The organism is Glaciimonas immobilis (genome assembly GCF_011947285.1).
GTDB classification, from domain to species: Bacteria; Pseudomonadota; Gammaproteobacteria; order Burkholderiales; family Burkholderiaceae_D; genus Glaciimonas; species Glaciimonas immobilis.
The window spans coordinates 116,209-133,562 of record NZ_JAAOZT010000007.1; the positions used below are offsets into that span (position 1 = coordinate 116,209).

Genomic DNA, 17,354 nt, shown 5'->3' on the forward strand with positions numbered 1-17,354 from the left:
AATGCAGTTACTTACAACTCAGATTCCCGAGGTTCTTATTATCGAACCTAAATCATTTGGTGATGATCGCGGTTTTTTTTACGAAAGCTTCAACGAGCGCAGGTTTAAAGAGCTGACCCAGATAACAACCAGTTTTGTGCAGGATAATCATTCAAAATCGGCCAAAAATGTGTTACGGGGTTTGCATTACCAGATTCAACAACCGCAAGGTAAATTAGTCCGGGTCGTGGCTGGTGAGGTATTTGATGTGGCGGTAGACATTCGAAAAAGCTCGCCTACTTTCGGCCATTGGGTAGGTGTCGTTTTATCCGCTGACAATAAGCGACAACTATGGGTGCCGCCGGGTTTCGCCCACGGGTTTGTAGTCACTAGTGATTCTGCAGAGTTTTTATATAAAACCACTGACTACTGGGCACCAGAATTCGAGCGTTCAATTCTTTGGAACGACCCGGCTATCGGTATTCAATGGCCTCTTGATTCCGTACCTTTATTGTCGGAAAAAGACAAGATAGGTAAATTACTAGCTGATGCAGAGGTTTTCGCATGAAGATTTTGCTTACGGGGAAAACCGGGCAAGTCGGCTATGAGCTTGAGCGCAGCCTACAAGGGCTCGGGGAAATCATCGCCGTTGATCGTACTCAAATGGATTTATCCAACCTGGACCAGATACGCAATGTCATCCGGACTGTTAAGCCAGATTTGATCGTTAATCCTGCTGCATATACTGCGGTAGATAAGGCTGAGAGCGAACCAGAATTAGCGATGCTAATTAATGGTATTGCGCCCGGAGTTATAGCGGAGGAAGCAAAAAAAATCGGTGCGGGTATCATTCATTACAGTACCGATTATGTTTTTGATGGCGGTAAGCGTGGCGCCCAAGGAGAATTTGTTCCATATACTGAGGAAGATGTACCAAATCCTATTAATGTTTATGGCAAGACCAAGCTGGCAGGGGAGCAAGCTATTATTGCAAGCGGATGCCCACATCTAATCCTTCGCACAAGTTGGGTATATTCCACATACGGCAAAAACTTTCTTTTAACAATGTTGCGTCTTGGTAATGAACGTGACGAGTTGAAAATAGTAGATGATCAATGGGGATCGCCTACCTGGTCCGGATGGATCGCGGATACAACGGCGCAGCTGATAAAGGAGAAATTGGTTTCCTCTGATGCCGCAGGCGATAGAGCAGAGCGCTTCGCGGCTATTAACGGTATCTATAATTTTGTTAATTCTGGATATGTCACCTGGTGCGGTTTTGCGCGAGGTATCTTCGCGAATGCCGCTTTAGACGGAAGACTGTTAAAAAAATCGGCTCCCATTGTCTATTCAATCAGCACCTTGGACTACCCGGTTCCAGCAGAAAGACCTCTCAATTCGGAATTGAGCACCCAAAAATTGCAGATGATATTGAATGTGCCTGTTAGTAGCTGGAGTGAAAGTTTGCAGGAGTGTTTAGCGAGAGAATCGGCATTTAATAAATAATTATCGACTGTAATGCCTACACATTTAAAATAATATCATTAATTTTATTTTCTACATGGGGCCGAATTTTTGTTTCCGAAATATCGATACGTCCATTTAGTATTGAAATTAAAAAGATAGCTAATCTTAGTGCGGCTTTGTATCAAGCCATTAACAGTTGAATATTGGGTTGTCTTAATGTCGCTGAGTAAAAATACCGTTTGGAATATTGCCGGAAATGCGTTACCACTAGCTGTTGGAGCGATAACAATACCTTTATTAATCCATAGATTAGGGATGGAACGTTTTGGTATTTTGACCTTGCTCTGGACAATTATCGGATATTTTAGTTTGTTTGATTTTGGAATTGGTCGTGCCATAACGCAACAGGTTGCTGGGTGTCTTGGTGAAAATCGTCATTCTGAAGCGCCTGCAATTATGAAGGCGGGGCTTGAATTCACGATTTTGACGGGTATAGGTGGGGCCGTATTACTTTTTGGTGCAGCCTACCCATTGAGCCAGCACGGCTTAGGTATTTCTCCCTATTTGCAACAAGAGACTTTCATTAGTCTGATGATTGCTGCCGCAGGCATACCGTTGGCAACGTTCAGCACTGGCCTGCGTGGTGCTATTGAAGCATATGAGCATTTTCATTGGAGTAATCTAGCCAGAATGTTTCTAGGGACCTCTCTATTTTTGTTTCCATTTTTCGCGGTGCTGACGAACGGACCGTCTTTGATAACAATCACAATGTGGTTGGTGGGTGCAAGACTCTTGAGCTGTTTTCTTCTTTTATGGTTAGTAATTAAACTGCCTTGTGGGAAGTTTTGGACTAGTAAAATCTTGCCCGGTATGCGGAAAGGTCTATTTGCATTTGGTGCCTGGATGGCAATTACCAATCTTGTCAGCCCTTTGCTGGTGAATGCAGATCGCTTCATTATCTCCTACCTGCTTGGTGCATCGATGGTAGCTTTTTACACTGTTCCTTTTGAATTTTTAGTACGGTTATTGATTATTCCTGGCGCATTAGGTACAACGCTTTTACCTAATCTTGCAAAAGATTTTGTAATTAATCCACTGAAAGCCCAGGCCACCATGTGGAGGAGTACAAAAATTACTGCAGGCGTAATGTTTGTATTATGTATTTCGGTTTGTTTGTTGTGCTATCCGTTGATGAAAATGTTCATATCGGAAAGTTTTGCTACAAAATCATGGCCACTGGTTGTGATACTTTCAGTTGGCGTATTCATTAATGGAATTGCCTATATCCCTTACACTGCGTTGCACGCACAAGGACGGGCAAAGCCGACGGGTCTCTTACATTTGTGTGAACTCTTTTTATATATCCCCGTATTGCTGGGACTAGTGCATTTAATGGGACTAAAAGGGGCAGCGATTGCCTGGACTATCAGAACCTTATTTGACGCCGCTGCGATGTTTTTTCTTTATGCGAAGCAACGAGAAAAATATGTTTAATCCACAATTTATTTTTTCATTGCTATGGTTGTCTCAGATCGTATTAAATATTATTTTTAATACTGCTTTCACACCGTTTGAAGTGTCAACCTGGTTTGCGATAGCAATATGCATCATTGCATTTAATATGGGATCTTTATGCCTGATAGGTAGTGGGCGTAAAAAAGGTTATGCGGAGTTTGACAATAAATTAATTCCATTAAATATTTTTAAATTTTTAAATTTATTTTTCGTAATATATTTTTTTGCTGCATTATTCTCGTGTATTGCGATCTATCGTGCATTGATGATATTGAGCCCTGGTGGCCTCACTCCTCCCATCGTCAGGCAACTTGTTGTTCAAGATTTTACTACCGTTAGAGACTTATATGCGCTGTTTGAAGTTTTCAATATAGGCGTTGGATTCAGTATTTTCTTTATTTCTTTTTCACGATTTTTAACAAAAAAACAGTTATATTTAATTTTGGCTATCGGTTTGATTTCTGCAATTGCAACTACTGGTCGTTTATATATTCTTCTGTTTTTCTGTGCTACATCTATATTGTTGCATAGAAATAAAATTATTTCATTGCGCACTGTATTTGTAGGGGCCTTGATATTTATTTTATTATTTTTTCTTATTGCTATTGTATTAGTCAAAGGCGATGATTCAGGATCAATTGCGGACAGAGTGCTATGGAATAGTCAGGTCTATTTTATGAGCAGTGTCGCTTGTTTTAATGACTTTGTTGCAACTGGTGCGCAAAGAATTGATGGCGGCGCATTACTCCCCAATCCGTTGCGCGAAGTTTTATCTTCAATTGGCGTTCTTATACCGCCAAAGCCTACCTTGAATCCGTTTGCTGAAGTGCCGGTACCATGCAATACCTACACAATACTTTTCCCACTCTTCCATGATGCATCTTTTCTGGGAGTATTTATCGGATCGTTTCTTATAGGTGTGTTACATAAAAATTTATATTTGAAATTTTTAAGTTCAAATAATTCTATATTGTGGTATTTGTACGCGATTTCAGTTTATCCATTAGTTATGTCGATATTTGAAGATGCCTATTTCTCTTCGCCAGGATTTTGGCTATTACTTTGGATCCCTCCTATCACATACGGTATTTTTTCTAGAGTTTATTGGAGAAATAAAGAAATTTCTTCTTTGAAAACCTAGACTAACTTGCATGTTTCATTATGTTAACTAATTACTTGAAATATTTTTAAATATGAACAATAAAGCGGCCGTAACGATTTGCTCCATCAATTATATTGCTAAAGCACTCGTTTTGTTTGATTCGTACAAATTCCATAATCCTTCAGACTTCTTTTATTTGGTTATAGTCGACCGAAAGATAGATGACTTAAAAATTGGAAGACCAGGATTGAATATAATTTGGGTAGAAGATCTAAAAATTGATAATTTGGCACAACACGCATTTGCTTTTGATGTTATCGAATTTAATACTAATGTAAAGCCATCCGCGCTCAAATTTTTATTATCCAAATACGATGCAGTATTGTATTTAGACCCTGATATGAAGGTTTATTCGCCTTTAACATTAATTTTCGAGGCCTTAAAGTCCGCGTCTTTGGTCGTGACGCCCCATAGTAATACGCCGATTCTCGATGGAAATAAGCCGGATGATTTAGATTTTTTGAAATTCGGCGCTTTTAATCTTGGCTTTGTGGGCGTATCACGATGTGACGAAGGATTTTCTTTTCTTGAGTGGTGGTCGGAGCGCTGCCTGCACCATGGATTTTATGAACCTCAACTCGGCCTCGCCGTCGATCAGAAATGGGTGAATCTGGCACCAATTTTCTTCCCGAATATGCAGATTTTGCATAATAAGGGCTTAAACGTCGCATTTTGGAACCTTCACGAACGCCACATAACTAAAAAGCATGATGTGTGGGTGGTCAATGACGATACTCCACTTGGTTTTATTCACTTTAGTTCGTTTAATCCGGGGAAACCGGATGAAGTTGCTCAGAAACAATCACGCTTTCTGCCCGGGAGCAGACCAGATTTTGGATTACTCGCACATGAATACGCGAAAGAATTGCTGGAAAATGCTTCTGACTTGTATTCGAAGAAGTCTTATGGCTTCGATTATTTTGACGATGGAACATATATAACGCCAGCGCTACGACGTTTTTATGCAGGCCTAAGGGGAAATGTATTTAAAGACGAGCAAAATCCATTTTCCGCCGATGGACCAGTCAAACGTTTTGCAAAAAAAAATCGGTTGTTGGTGAAGGGTAATCTAAGCGCCAAACGTCATATATTTAGTGATATGGGTAAATATAGTTTTTCAATAAAAATTTTATTAAAGCTTATGCGCATAAGCCTTTCTATTTTGGGCCCGGAGCGCTATTTCAACCTAATGCGTTATTTAGTACACATTTCTTCTCTGCGAAATCAAGTGGATATGTTTGGTAAAATTAACGAGAAGAAATAATTGCACGTGCTATCAGGAGTTTTATATGAGTAATAAAAATACACAGAGCAGGAAAAATGTTCTTATAACCGGTGGTGCAGGTTTTATTGGACAACGTCTGGCCCGTGCATTGTTGGCGCAGGGTGAGAATGTTCGTATATTGGATAGTTTTAGTCCCCAAATTCATGCGATTGATCAATTACCTTCAGAACTCATATCCGTAGAGTTGATCAAGGCAGATGTACGTGATCGTGACGCGATGAAGCAGGCTTTATTGGGAATCGATACGGTCGTACATCTTGCAGCGGAAACAGGTACTGGCCAGTCCATGTATGAAATAGAACGTTATTTCAGCGTTAATGTGCAGGGTACCGCGATTTTATTAGATTTACTCCAGAATGAACTCCAGAATCAACAGTTGGAGTCACTCATTGTTGCTTCCAGCCGCGCGGTTTATGGAGAGGGTGCATATCATTGCGATACTCACGGGATGGTTTATCCAGAACAACGCTCGCATAAGATGTTACTTGCTGCGCAGTTTGATCCTGTATGCCCTCATTGCAGTGGGTCGCTGGTTATGCGTGAAACGCCAGAAGAGAGCCCATTTAAACCAATGTCTATGTATGGCCTAACCAAGCAAGTGCAGGAACAGGCAATATTAATGTTCGCCAGGACCCATGGCATAAACGGCTTTGGATTGCGCTATCAAAATGTTTATGGTCCCGGTCAGTCCTTGAAGAATCCTTACACAGGTATTCTTGCGGTTTTTTCTAATTTGGCAAGGCAAGGGCAACCCATTGAAATTTACGAAGACGGTCAGGAGTCGCGAGATTTTGTTTATATTGATGACGTAGTAGATGCCACGCTGCGCTGTATTAATCACAAAAACAAATATGTCGGTGCGATAAATGTCGGTTCTGGCGAAGCTACGAGTGTATTAACCGTCGCAGAAGAGATTAAATCTTTTTTTAAAAGCCAAAGTGACATTACTATTACAGGTGCTTTTCGAGCGGGAGATATCCGACACAATAAAGCTAATACGAACCTGATGGAAAAGGAACTCGGTATGGTTTCCAGTGTTTCTTTCAAGGCAGGGTTAAAGTTGTTTCTCGAGTGGGCTTCGGAACAGCCGATAGAAGACAAAGCTGCCTATGCACGCTCAGTAAATGAACTGGCCTCTAAAGGTTTAATGGGTATTGGCGTCAAGGCATAAGTACATGAATATAAGGGAACTCATCATTTTATTAAGAGCTGATATTTTACGCCTTTCTAATCAGCCTGCCGGAGTGGGAGCGGATTTTAAACCGTCGTGGCTTAAAATTTTTAGTCCAAGATTTATTCCTGTTTTATTGGCAAGGGTGGCGCGTTACTTTTACTTAAATCGATACTTGCGTTTTTTTAGCCCCATTTTGACTTGGTTGAATGTTGTAATATTTGGAATAGAGATCACGGCACGTTGTGAAATTGGTCCGGGCTTAATGCTACCGCATACCTATGGTACCGTAATAGGAAGTAGCTCCATCGGTAATAACGCTACGATTTTTCACGGTGTTACTCTGGGTGCAAAATATCCTGATTTGCTTTTCGACGTTTCACAAAGACCGACGGTTGGGGACAATGTAGTGATAGGAGCCGGCGCAAAAATTTTGGGCGGAATCCATTTAGGTAATAATTCTACTGTTGCGGCGAATTCACTGGTTCTTTTTTCCGTTCCCGAGAGTAATTTAGCTATTGGAGTTCCGGCAGAAATGAAATTAAAAAACTGAATGATTTTAAAATGTCTGAAATGAATGTACTTTTTATAGCACCCAAATTTTTTTCTTATGAAGAAGCGATCAAGCGTGAGATGGAGAATCTTGGCTATACTGTGGACTTGTATGACGAGCGACCTGCAAGTACGCCTCTTATTAAAGCACTGATTCGTTTTTTTCCAAAATTGGTCTCTCCTATCAGTGAGATTTATTTTAATCATATTCTTAAAAAGAAAAAATTTGATTATTATCATATTGTCTTAGTAATTAAGGGTGAGGCTCTTTCCATAGAAAGAATCAAAAAATTTAAACAAAAAAATCCAAGTGCAAAATTTATATATTACACATGGGATGCTTTGAAAAATTTCAAGAATGGACGTGAAAAATTATCTTTTTTTGATAAGGCTTATAGTTTTGATAGGCATGATTCGAAATCGATCAAAAAGATAAAACATTTACCTTTATTTTATACAGCAGCGTACCAGGCGTTAGGTGTCGCATTACCATTAAAATTGGATATTGACTTATTATTTCTTGGATCGATTCATTCTGATCGTTATCCGGTTATGAATAATATATCTGCGGCGGCCAAAAAAGTGCTAAAGAGTGTAAAAATTCATACACATTTTTATTATCAAAGCAAGTGGGTTTTTTTTGTAAAAAAAATACTGGATATAAATTTTAAAAAAATGCCTTGGAACGATATTTCTTGGATATCTTTGAACGAGCTTGATACGCTTTCTATGATATCCCGTAGCAAGGTTGTTATCGACATTCATCATCCTGGTCAAACTGGACTGACCATGAGAACAATCGAATGTATTGGGGCAAAAAAGAAAATGATCACAACTAATGGTGATGTTGTAAATTATGATTTTTATAATAGCAAAAATATTATGGTTGTAGATCGGAAAAATCCTGTTGTCGAAGCTAGTTTTTTGCAAGAGGAGTACGTTGAGCTGGATAGTGTTGTTTATGAAAAATATAGTATAAATACTTGGGTGCGAGAAATTTTAAGTTAATAATATGAAGCGACTATTTGATTTAATATCGGCATTGATTGCGGTTATCGTTTTTTCCGTACCTTTAATTATTTTGGCCATCATCGTCTTTGCGACATCGGATGGTCCAATTATCTATTGGTCAGATCGAGTGGGTAAAAGAAACAAAGTTTTTAGAATGCCGAAATTTAGGACGATGCTTATCAACACTCCCGCTGTGGCCACTCACTTACTTCCCGATCCGGAGAAATGTTTAACGGCGGTAGGGGGTTTTTTGCGGAAGTCTAGTTTAGATGAATTGCCTCAGGTATGGAGTATTTTAAGGGGCGATATGAGCTTTGTAGGTCCTCGTCCAGCATTATTCAATCAAGCAGATTTAATTGGTTTGCGTACACAATATGGCGTTGATGAACTGCTGCCAGGATTGACCGGATGGGCACAAATCAATGGAAGAGATGAATTGCCAATTTCTGAGAAAGTCAAGCTTGACGTTGAGTATTTGCTGAAAAGATCTTTTTTTCTCGATATTAAAATCATATTTTTGACTTTTAAAAAAGTCTTGCTAAGAGATGGAATTACACATTGATTGAGTTATCTCCATGAGTCTATTTTTGAACATATCCAGATTCAACAAACAGCTTATTGCAGTGGCATTGGACTTCGTGTTCTTGCCACTAACATTCTGCATGGCAATTTGGCTGCGATACGATGGCCTGAATAATTTTTTATTACATCAATACACTATATTAATAGTTGCTGCTCCCTTCATCTCAATTCCGCTTTTTATCAGGCTTGGTTTATACCGCGCAGTAATTCGTTTCATTGATCATAAAATCGTCTATGTGGTTGTGCTTGGTGTAACGCTATCAGTGGTCACCTTAGGAGCGTTAGGTACATTTACGCAAACTAATGGTTACTCCCGAGCTGTTTTCGGTATTTATTGGGTCAGTGCTATTTTGTATGTGGCGGCGAGTCGATTTATTGCGCGTGGATTTTTGTTGCATGTTAGTGGTGCGACTGGCTCGGTTCGTGTAGCCATTTATGGCGCGGGGCAAGCGGGTTCTCAGTTAGCCAGCGCTTTACGCGCCAGTCAAGAATATATACCTGTCGTATTTATAGACGATAAAGCAGAGCTCCGCCGCGCTACGATTGCGGGTATCAAGGTTTATGGTCCCGATGATATTGCTATGGCTATTGCTCGATACGATGTAAAGGAAGTGCTTTTAGCGATGCCTTCACAGACTAAGGCGCAGCAAAGACATATTCTTGATCGCTTGGAACCGTTAAAAGTCAAAATCAAAGTAACCCCTCCAATCAAAAGTTTGATTAATGGGGAATTGCGGGTTCAGGATATTCGCGAGATTGAGATTGAGGACTTGTTGGGGCGTGACCAGGTGGATGCGGACCCGAAGTTAATAGCGGCATGTATTGTCAATAAATCTGTGATGGTGACGGGAGCTGGCGGATCAATCGGTTCTGAACTCTGCCGGCAGATTGTTCGCCAGCGTCCGAATAGGTTGATATTGCTAGAGATGTCGGAATTTGGTCTTTACGCGATTGAGCAGGAGCTAGCGGAATTAAAGCAAAGTTTAGGCGTGAAGATAGAATTGATTCCTTTCCTCGGATCAGTTGGGCAAACTGAGAAGTGCACGCGGATAATGCGTACCTACTCGGTTGAAACCGTTTATCACGCCGCTGCTTATAAGCATGTTCCCCTCGTTGAGCACAATCCAATTGAGGGTATTCGCAACAACGTATTTGGGACATTAAGCTTGGCTAAGGCAGCAATGGCGGCTGGCGTAAAAACATTTGTGTTAATTTCCACGGACAAGGCGGTCCGCCCGACTAACGTAATGGGGTCTACAAAACGACTAGCTGAATTGATATTGCAGGCGTTTTCTCGCTTACAGGGTAAGTCATCGACTCGTACCCGTTTTTGTATGGTCCGCTTTGGAAATGTCTTGGGATCGTCGGGGTCGGTGGTGCCTTTATTTCGTAAGCAGATTATGGCAGGTGGTCCGATTACATTAACGCATCCGGAAATTACGCGATATTTCATGACCATTCCAGAAGCAGCCCAACTGGTTCTTCAGGCTGGGGCTATGGGCGAGGGTGGCGACGTCTTTGTGTTGGATATGGGCGATCCGGTAAAAATTGTCGATTTGGCTAAACGCATGGTGCATCTAAGTGGTCTCGAAGTACTTTCCGACGCGACGCCGGACGGAACTATTGAAATTAATCACGTCGGGTTGCGTCCTGGTGAAAAGTTGTATGAAGAGTTATTGATTGGTGAGAATGTGGAAGGGACGGAACATCCATTAATTATGCGTGCCCAAGAGGTTGAAATTCCTTGGGTAGTGTTGCAGGATTTATTGGCTAAATTGGATGTCGCATGTGAGCAATTTGAATATGAGGAGGTACGCGCGCTTTTATTGCGGGCTGTGGCCGAATATGAGCCGCAATGCGGCATCGCTGATTTTATTTGGTGTGAAGACGAAAAAAATGATCGAGCGGCTTGAAGAAGTAGGAAATATAATAAATTAACGATGCTTCTTCAAGGTCCGCTTATTGCTCTATAAATATGTTTAAAATTACAATGCAATAAATGACCTTTAGGACGAGAGGCTAACTAGTTTGAATTAAGCGGTAACATTGCTGACGTCTCACCTAATTGATCTGCTTGCGCAGCCTTAGGACCTGCGGATGATATTGGGATAGATTACGCTAGTAAAGACGTTGGCAAAAGTGTGAAACAATACAGGTACATGATACGGTAACCGAACTAATTACAATTTTTAGCAACTATATTAGTTGAATTTTATATTTTTCGTAATTTAGTTCGCCGTAATCATAGTTTTCAATTAATTTAATCAACGGAGTAATTATGGATTTATCAAACCTGACAGTCGCCCAGTTACGTGTACTACAAGAGCAGGTGAAACAAAGTTTAAAGGATCGCGAACAGGAAGAAATGACCAAGGCGCGTGAGCAAATTTTAGCAATTGCTCAAACAGCCGGTATTTCATTGAAGGATTTATTAAGTATTCCAGCCCGTAACAAAAATAATGTAACTAAGGCAAAAGTCGCGGTACGTTATCGCAGTCCTTCGGATGCCTCGTTGCAATGGACTGGTCGGGGACGGCAACCTAAATGGGTGCAGGAGTGGATTTCATCCGGTAAATCTCTGGATGCATTGCACGTATAAATTCCAGCGTAGCGATCCCGAAACGGATCTTTTGCGGTATTCTGGTTTTAATGAGCGTGGTGGTGGGTTGTTGCATCGACATAACTAAGTAAATGTGACCTAGGCTAGCAGTAATCCTTCGCTCCGATGCTGCTTTTGGGCAAAGAGCCGCACGTAGGATAGTCGCGACGTTGTTTCGATTTTAATATGTGCTGCAAAGGCAGAGTACAAAGAGGTGCATTTTAGCTTCCTGGAGGCTGTTATATGCAGCAGGATACCGAATAGCATGGTTCACTGGGTGAATCAGTTATACTTTGTGTGTAATTCGATAACTAACCAGAGTAGGCTACTTTCTGCTACTTGTTAGCCAACTAACTGGTTAACTTTACATGGTGCTGTTAAAAACTCTGTATTTTAATCAACCATTTATAGTCCGCCATGCTTCCACTCCAAAATTCAATCTTTAAAGCTTATGACATCCGCGGTATCGTTGGGACGACGTTAGATGCCCCCATAGCGCGGCAAATTGGCCAGGCTTTCGGTATCGCAGCGCGCGAAAAAGGCGAAAAGACGGTAGTGATCGGTCGTGATGGTCGCCTGTCAGGTGCCGAAATGACGGCTGCGTTGGCCGCGGGATTGCAGGATGTTGGCGTGGATGTCATCGATATTGGTGTTGTGGTGACGCCGATGGTCTACTTCGCCACGCATGTTCTGGGGACGCAATCTGGCGTGATGGTGACCGGTAGTCATAATCCGCCAGACTATAACGGCTTCAAAATGGTGCTGGCTGGTGAGGCTATTTACGGTGACACCATACAGGCGCTGTACCAAGCGATTAGTGTGGACGCTACCAAACAGGCCGCAGAGCAGGCAGAACGTAAAGGCGCTTACACAACGCACGATATCAAGGATGCTTATTTGCAACGCATCCTTAGCGATGTCACCTTAGCCAAGCCGATGAAAATTGTGGTTGACTGCGGCAATGGCGTTGCCGGCGCATTTGCGGGAGAGCTTTATCGGGCTCTGGGTTGTGAGGTGCAGGAACTATTTTGCGAGGTGGACGGGACTTTCCCCAACCATCATCCTGATCCGGCGCATCCTGAAAATCTTCAGGATGTTATTCGCGCATTGCAAACGACCGATGCAGAAATTGGGTTGGCATTTGATGGTGACGGTGATCGTCTCGGAGTAGTGACCAAGGACGGCCAGATTATTTATCCTGATCGTCAGTTAATGCTTTTTGCTGCAGATGTGTTAACACGTCATCCCGGACAAGAAATTTTATATGACGTCAAATGCACGCGTCATCTGGCCCCTTGGATTACGCAGCATGGCGGCAAGCCGCTAATGTGGAAGACCGGTCATTCGTTGGTGAAAGCAAAGATGCGCGAAACCGGTGCGCCCCTTGGTGGCGAGATGAGCGGCCACGTGTTTTTCAAGGACCGTTGGTATGGTTTTGACGATGGTCTATACGCTGGCGTTCGGTTACTGGAATTGTTGAGCAGAGAGAGCGATCCTTCAGCAGTGCTGAATGCACTACCTCAATCCGCGAGCACGCCAGAGTTGCAGTTGACATTAGCCGAGGGGGAGAACTTCACATTGATCGCGGCATTGCAGCAGCAGGCGCAATTTCCAGGGTCGGATGACATCATTAAGATCGACGGCTTGCGCGTCGAGTATCCGGATGGATTTGGACTGGTGCGTGCATCCAATACGACGCCAGTTGCGGTAATGCGGTTTGAGGCGGAATCGGAAGAAGCACTGGCCCGCATTCAGTCCGAGTTCAAGCGCGTGATTCTGGCAGTAAAGCCGGACGCAAAGTTACCTTTTTAATATCTCTTGAATTGAAATCTGTTTGAACATCCTTATTGTCCGTGTTTCATCACTCGGTGACGTAGTTCATAACATGCCGATGGTGTCCGATATCCGGCGCCATTATCCCGATGCTAATATCGATTGGGTGGTGGAGGAGGGCTACGTCAGTTTGGTGCGGCTCAATCCAGATGTTCGCAGAATCATTCCGTTTGCATTGCGCCGCTGGCGGAAAAATCTATTTTCCCTTGCGACTCGGAATGAAATGTCCGAATTTCGTAGCCTACTCAGGCTGGAGGAATACGACCTTGTTTTCGATACGCAGGGTTTATTAAAAACCGGTATTGTGATGCGCATGGCGCGATTGGCGCCGAACGGTAAAAGGGTGGGCTTGGCGAACGCCACCGAAGGCTCAGGCTACGAGCCTATATCACGGGTTTTTCATACAATGAGTGTCGCGGTCGGATTAAGGACGCATGCGGTGTTGCGGGCGCGTCAGGTTGCGGCAAAGGCTTTAGGTTACAGCGCCGAAGGGCCAGCGGATTTTAATTTACAAATGGCCGGGGTCGCTTCGAAGCAATCGCCGCTCTGGCTGACCAAGCAACCTTACGCGGTGTTTTTTCACGGAACTGCCCGCGCAGAAAAGCAATGGGCGTTTGACAATTGGGTGAGTATCGCGCGATTGTTGGCGACCTTTGATTTGCAAGTACTATTGCCTTGGGGTAGTGAAGACGAAAAGAAAACCGCAGAAAAAATGGCGGAGAAAATGCCGAATGCGCGTGTTCTTCCGAGGCTGCCCTTGATGGAAGCGGTTATGCTGGCGCAACGCGCAGCGTTGGTAGTGGGGGTAGATACCGGCCTGACGCATGTCGCTGCCGCCTTCAATCGCCCCACGATTGAGTTGTACTGCGACTCCCCGCGCTGGAAGACGGAAGGGGACTGGTCCGCCAACATTATTAATTTGGGTGATGAGGGGACTTCGCCGACGGTTGACGAAGTAGAGCGTGCGGTGCATATTCTGTTGCATTCGATGGATAAAATCGATGCAAGTCGGTCGGACGTAGTCTGAATCAACACTGGTCATGAGTGAGGCTAAACGGCCGTCCCTCCAACACCTGCTCACGCCCCATTACAACACGGCATAATATCGCGATGGAACAACAAATTCTAAATCTAGACTGTGCCAACTGGCACATCGACTCTCCTGACCGAAGCTGGATTGCTGCGCTTGAATCTGGCAAGGTGCTTTACTTTCCCCGTCTGGCTTTTGTATTAACGCAAGATGAGCGGCAATTATTGACGCCTTCTATTCTCGATCCTAACAGCCGTAATGTCAGCCTCAATGCCGATGGCGAGTTAAAGGGCGCACTTGGGGACCCGGCGCAGCGGGTAGCGCTGGCGACAATGGTGGGGCGTTTTCGCGCGCAGGCCCGGCAACTGATAGCCTCGCTTTTGCCTGCTTATAGCGATGTGGTCCGACTCGCGCCGACCAGTTATAGGCCCATGCAGGTTGCGTCGCGCACGCAGTCCTGGCGTGCTGATGACAAGCGCCTGCACGTTGATGCGTTTCCTTCGCGTCCGAATTATGGCGAGCGGATTTTGCGCGTGTTTGCTAACGTTAATCCTGATGGCGTGCCGCGGGTATGGCGAGTAGGTGAGTCATTCGAGGATGTCGCTAAACGATTTTTGCCTCGGGTAAAAGCCTACTCGCGGTGGCAAGCGCACATTCTTAAAGCGTTGCATGTCACGAAGTCGTTACGCAGCGAATACGATCATTTGATGTTACAACTTCACGACAACATGAAATCGGACCTGGCATATCAGGCTGACGGTCCGCAGGTGACGATGCCTTTTGCAGCGGGCTCGGTGTGGGTATGTTTTTCTGACCAGACGCCGCATGCGGTCATGTCAGGGCAATACATGATGGAGCAGACCCTGCACTTGCCAGCGGCTAAACAGTACGATGCGAGCGCCAGTCCTTTAGCTATTTTGACCAAGCTAACCGGACGAAGCCTGATTTGATGCGGGCCCGTTTGTATCGACTCATCTACTCGTTCGTCTGGTGGTTTATCATTCCGCTGGCCTTGTTGCGTTTATGGTGGCGCGGTCGCAAGGAGCCGGGATATCGGCAACATATTCCCGAGCGTCTCGGATTCTACGGATCTTTGCAAAAGCAACGCCGTCTGTCATCGCCAGCTTATATATGGGTGCATGCGGTGTCCGTTGGTGAAACGCGCGCGGCAGAACCATTGGTGAATATGTTGCTAGCCAAGTACCCGCAACACACGATTCTGCTGACGCACATGACCGCGACCGGACGTGCGACAGGCCAAGCACTGTTTGGTGCTTCGTCACGCGTGGTACAGAGTTTTTTGCCCTACGATACTGGATGGATGGTAGGTCGTTTTTTACGTCATTTTGCGCCATGTTTGTGCGTATTGATGGAGACCGAAGTCTGGCCAAATCTGATCGCCCAATGCGTTCGTTATCGCCTGCCTGTGACATTGGTCAATGCGCGGCTATCAGAGCGCTCATTGCGGCGCGGTAAGAAATTTGCGACCTTGATGACCGAGGCCGCGAAGGGCATCACCTGCGTTGGTGCGCAAACCGTGGACGATGCACAGCGCATGCGGCAGCTAGGTGCTAGCAACGTTACTATTACCGGCAACCTGAAATTCGATGTGGCACCAACGGAGGCGTTAGTCCGCACAGGAGCCGCGTTGCGCCAGCAAATCGGTGCTCGACCTGTGCTCTTGTGCGCCAGTACGCGTGAGGGCGAGGAGGTGCTAATTTTGGCTCAGCTCGGCAAATTGGATCAGCACCCATTACAAAATCCATTGTTAATTATTGTCCCGCGCCATCCCCAGCGATTTGATGAGGTGGCAAAACTGATCGCATCGAATAGTTTGAAGATGATGCGTCGCTCGGCAATGGACGATAGCGCGTTGAGCGCCGAGGTCAAGGTAATGCTGGGGGACTCGATGGGCGAAATGTTCGCCTATTTTGGCCTGGCGAATGTCGCATTTATTGGCGGCAGTCTGTTGCCGCTAGGCGGGCAAAATTTGATTGAAGCATGTGCTGTCGGGACGCCAGTTCTGATTGGTCCGTACACGTTTAACTTTGCAGCGGTGACCGAGCAGGCGATTGCCGCAGGCGCAGCGTTAAGTGTGTCCGATGCGGCTAATATGATTGATACGGCCGGTCGATTATTAGCAAATGATTCGGCGTTGCAAATGATGGGCACAAAGGCGAGCGAGTTTGCGCGCTTGCATCGTGGTGCGACGGAGCGGACGGTGGCATTATTGGCGGCGCTAATTTAGTTGGGCAGACTGGAACCATAATCCGCTAATCCACCCCGCGATGGAAGCGCATACATTGGAACGCCTGAACTAACTCTACCAAGATAAAGACAGCGCATTAACGCAAACAATTCAAATAAAATATGCACCTTACCTTGATCGCCATCAACCTTTTCAGCATGCTGTTACTTCCGCCGACCAGTTTCATTTTATTGTGTCTGTTGGGTATGGCATTCCGGACGCATTGGCCGCGTTTTGGGGTTTGGTTAAGTGCCTCTGCGCTGGCGCTACTGTTTATTCTTAGTACCAAAGCAGGCGCGTTGCTGTTCGTGGCACCGCTAGAAAACCAGACAGCTATTCTCGACTCGGCATCCATAAAGGGTGCGCAAGCGATTGTCGTTCTCGGCGCTGGACAATTTCCCAGTGCACCGGAATATGGCGGCGTGAACAGTCCTAGCTATGTGACGCTGGCGCGCCTGCGTTACGCGGCCAAGTTGTATCGCGCGACCGGTTTGCCAGTATTGGTGTCCGGTGGTAAGCCAGAAGGTGATGTTGAATCGGAGGCGGCCGTAATGGCGCGCTCGCTGAAGGAGGATTTTGCGACGCCGGTAAAGTGGTTAGAAGAGTCTTCGGATAACACCGCACAAAATGCGGCTAACTCTGAAAAAATATTGCAGCGGGAAAACGTACGCCGTATTCTGCTGGTGACCGATGCTATCCATATGCCGCGTGCTGTGATGATCTTTAGACGCAGTGGCCTCGAAGTCGTCGCAGCACCAACGGTGTTTTTCTCGCGCAGTCATTATGCGTTATTCGATTTTATTCCGATGGGCGAAGGCTTTCGGCGCAGTTATTACGCCATACATGAGTGGGTTGGGATCGTCTGGTACAGGTTACGTTACGGCAGTTAAAAAAGCCCGCAACGATTATTTGTTGCGGGC

General features: G+C 44.8%; 16 protein-coding genes. All 16 read left to right on the top strand.

The genetic code is table 11. The annotated features are described in order from the left end of the window. The first annotated feature begins 1 nt into the window (after position 1). The 16 genes from rfbC (at position 2) to HAV38_RS12300 (ending at position 17,324) form a co-directional block, all read left to right on the top strand. Positions 2-547, top strand: coding sequence for a dTDP-4-dehydrorhamnose 3,5-epimerase (gene rfbC, locus HAV38_RS12225; protein ID WP_168055672.1), 546 nt, complete (start codon positions 2-4; stop codon positions 545-547). Next, positions 544-1,485 carry a dTDP-4-dehydrorhamnose reductase gene (rfbD, locus tag HAV38_RS12230; RefSeq protein WP_168055673.1) on the top strand — a complete coding sequence of 314 codons (942 nt, stop codon included), beginning with the start codon at positions 544-546 and terminating at the stop codon, positions 1,483-1,485. The genes rfbC and rfbD overlap by 4 nt, the downstream gene beginning before the upstream one ends. A 177-nt stretch (positions 1,486-1,662) precedes the next feature. Further along, entirely contained in the window at positions 1,663-2,940 is a 1,278-nt protein-coding gene (locus HAV38_RS12235) for a flippase (protein WP_168055674.1), read from the top strand. Further along, positions 2,933-4,102: an O-antigen polymerase gene (locus HAV38_RS12240; RefSeq protein ID WP_168055675.1), complete on the top strand. Its 1,170-nt coding sequence runs from the start codon at positions 2,933-2,935 to the stop codon at positions 4,100-4,102. The genes HAV38_RS12235 and HAV38_RS12240 overlap by 8 nt, the downstream gene beginning before the upstream one ends. Before the next feature lie 52 nt (positions 4,103-4,154). Continuing rightward, positions 4,155-5,387 carry a glycosyl transferase gene (locus HAV38_RS12245; RefSeq protein WP_168055676.1) on the top strand — a complete coding sequence of 411 codons (1,233 nt, stop codon included), beginning with the start codon at positions 4,155-4,157 and terminating at the stop codon, positions 5,385-5,387. A 25-nt stretch (positions 5,388-5,412) separates the two neighbouring features. Next, a complete protein-coding gene (locus HAV38_RS12250) occupies positions 5,413-6,579 on the top strand; it encodes an NAD-dependent epimerase/dehydratase family protein (protein WP_168055677.1) in 1,167 nt (388 codons plus the stop codon). 4 nt (positions 6,580-6,583) lie between these two features. Next, positions 6,584-7,132, top strand: coding sequence for a serine O-acetyltransferase (locus HAV38_RS12255; RefSeq protein ID WP_168055678.1), 549 nt, complete (start codon positions 6,584-6,586; stop codon positions 7,130-7,132). An 11-nt stretch (positions 7,133-7,143) separates the two neighbouring features. Beyond that, positions 7,144-8,139 (top strand): WaaS/CpsH family glycosyltransferase, encoded by a 996-nt coding sequence (locus HAV38_RS12260; protein WP_168055679.1) that lies wholly within the window; start codon positions 7,144-7,146, stop codon positions 8,137-8,139. A gap of 4 nt (positions 8,140-8,143) precedes the next feature. Further along, positions 8,144-8,704, top strand: coding sequence for a sugar transferase (locus HAV38_RS12265; RefSeq protein ID WP_168055680.1), 561 nt, complete (start codon positions 8,144-8,146; stop codon positions 8,702-8,704). Between the two features lie 13 nt (positions 8,705-8,717). Further along, positions 8,718-10,637, top strand: coding sequence for a polysaccharide biosynthesis protein (locus tag HAV38_RS12270; RefSeq protein ID WP_168055681.1), 1,920 nt, complete (start codon positions 8,718-8,720; stop codon positions 10,635-10,637). A gap of 365 nt (positions 10,638-11,002) precedes the next feature. After that, positions 11,003-11,323: an H-NS histone family protein gene (locus HAV38_RS12275; RefSeq protein ID WP_168055682.1), complete on the top strand. Its 321-nt coding sequence runs from the start codon at positions 11,003-11,005 to the stop codon at positions 11,321-11,323. 417 nt (positions 11,324-11,740) lie between these two features. Then, entirely contained in the window at positions 11,741-13,135 is a 1,395-nt protein-coding gene (locus HAV38_RS12280) for a phosphomannomutase/phosphoglucomutase (RefSeq protein WP_168055683.1), read from the top strand. 22 nt (positions 13,136-13,157) lie between these two features. Beyond that, positions 13,158-14,183, top strand: a complete 1,026-nt coding sequence (gene waaC, locus HAV38_RS12285; RefSeq protein ID WP_168055684.1) for a lipopolysaccharide heptosyltransferase I — start codon at positions 13,158-13,160, stop codon at positions 14,181-14,183. A gap of 83 nt (positions 14,184-14,266) precedes the next feature. Then, the gene (gene kdoO / locus HAV38_RS12290; protein WP_168055685.1) at positions 14,267-15,136 is read left to right on the top strand and encodes a Kdo hydroxylase KdoO; all 870 of its coding nucleotides are present in this window, start codon (positions 14,267-14,269) and stop codon (positions 15,134-15,136) included. Beyond that, the gene (waaA, locus tag HAV38_RS12295) at positions 15,136-16,434 is read left to right on the top strand and encodes a lipid IV(A) 3-deoxy-D-manno-octulosonic acid transferase (RefSeq protein ID WP_168055987.1); all 1,299 of its coding nucleotides are present in this window, start codon (positions 15,136-15,138) and stop codon (positions 16,432-16,434) included. Before kdoO ends, waaA begins: the two co-directional genes overlap by 1 nt. A gap of 122 nt (positions 16,435-16,556) precedes the next feature. Further along, entirely contained in the window at positions 16,557-17,324 is a 768-nt protein-coding gene (locus tag HAV38_RS12300) for a YdcF family protein (RefSeq protein ID WP_168055686.1), read from the top strand. Positions 17,325-17,354 lie beyond the last annotated feature (30 nt).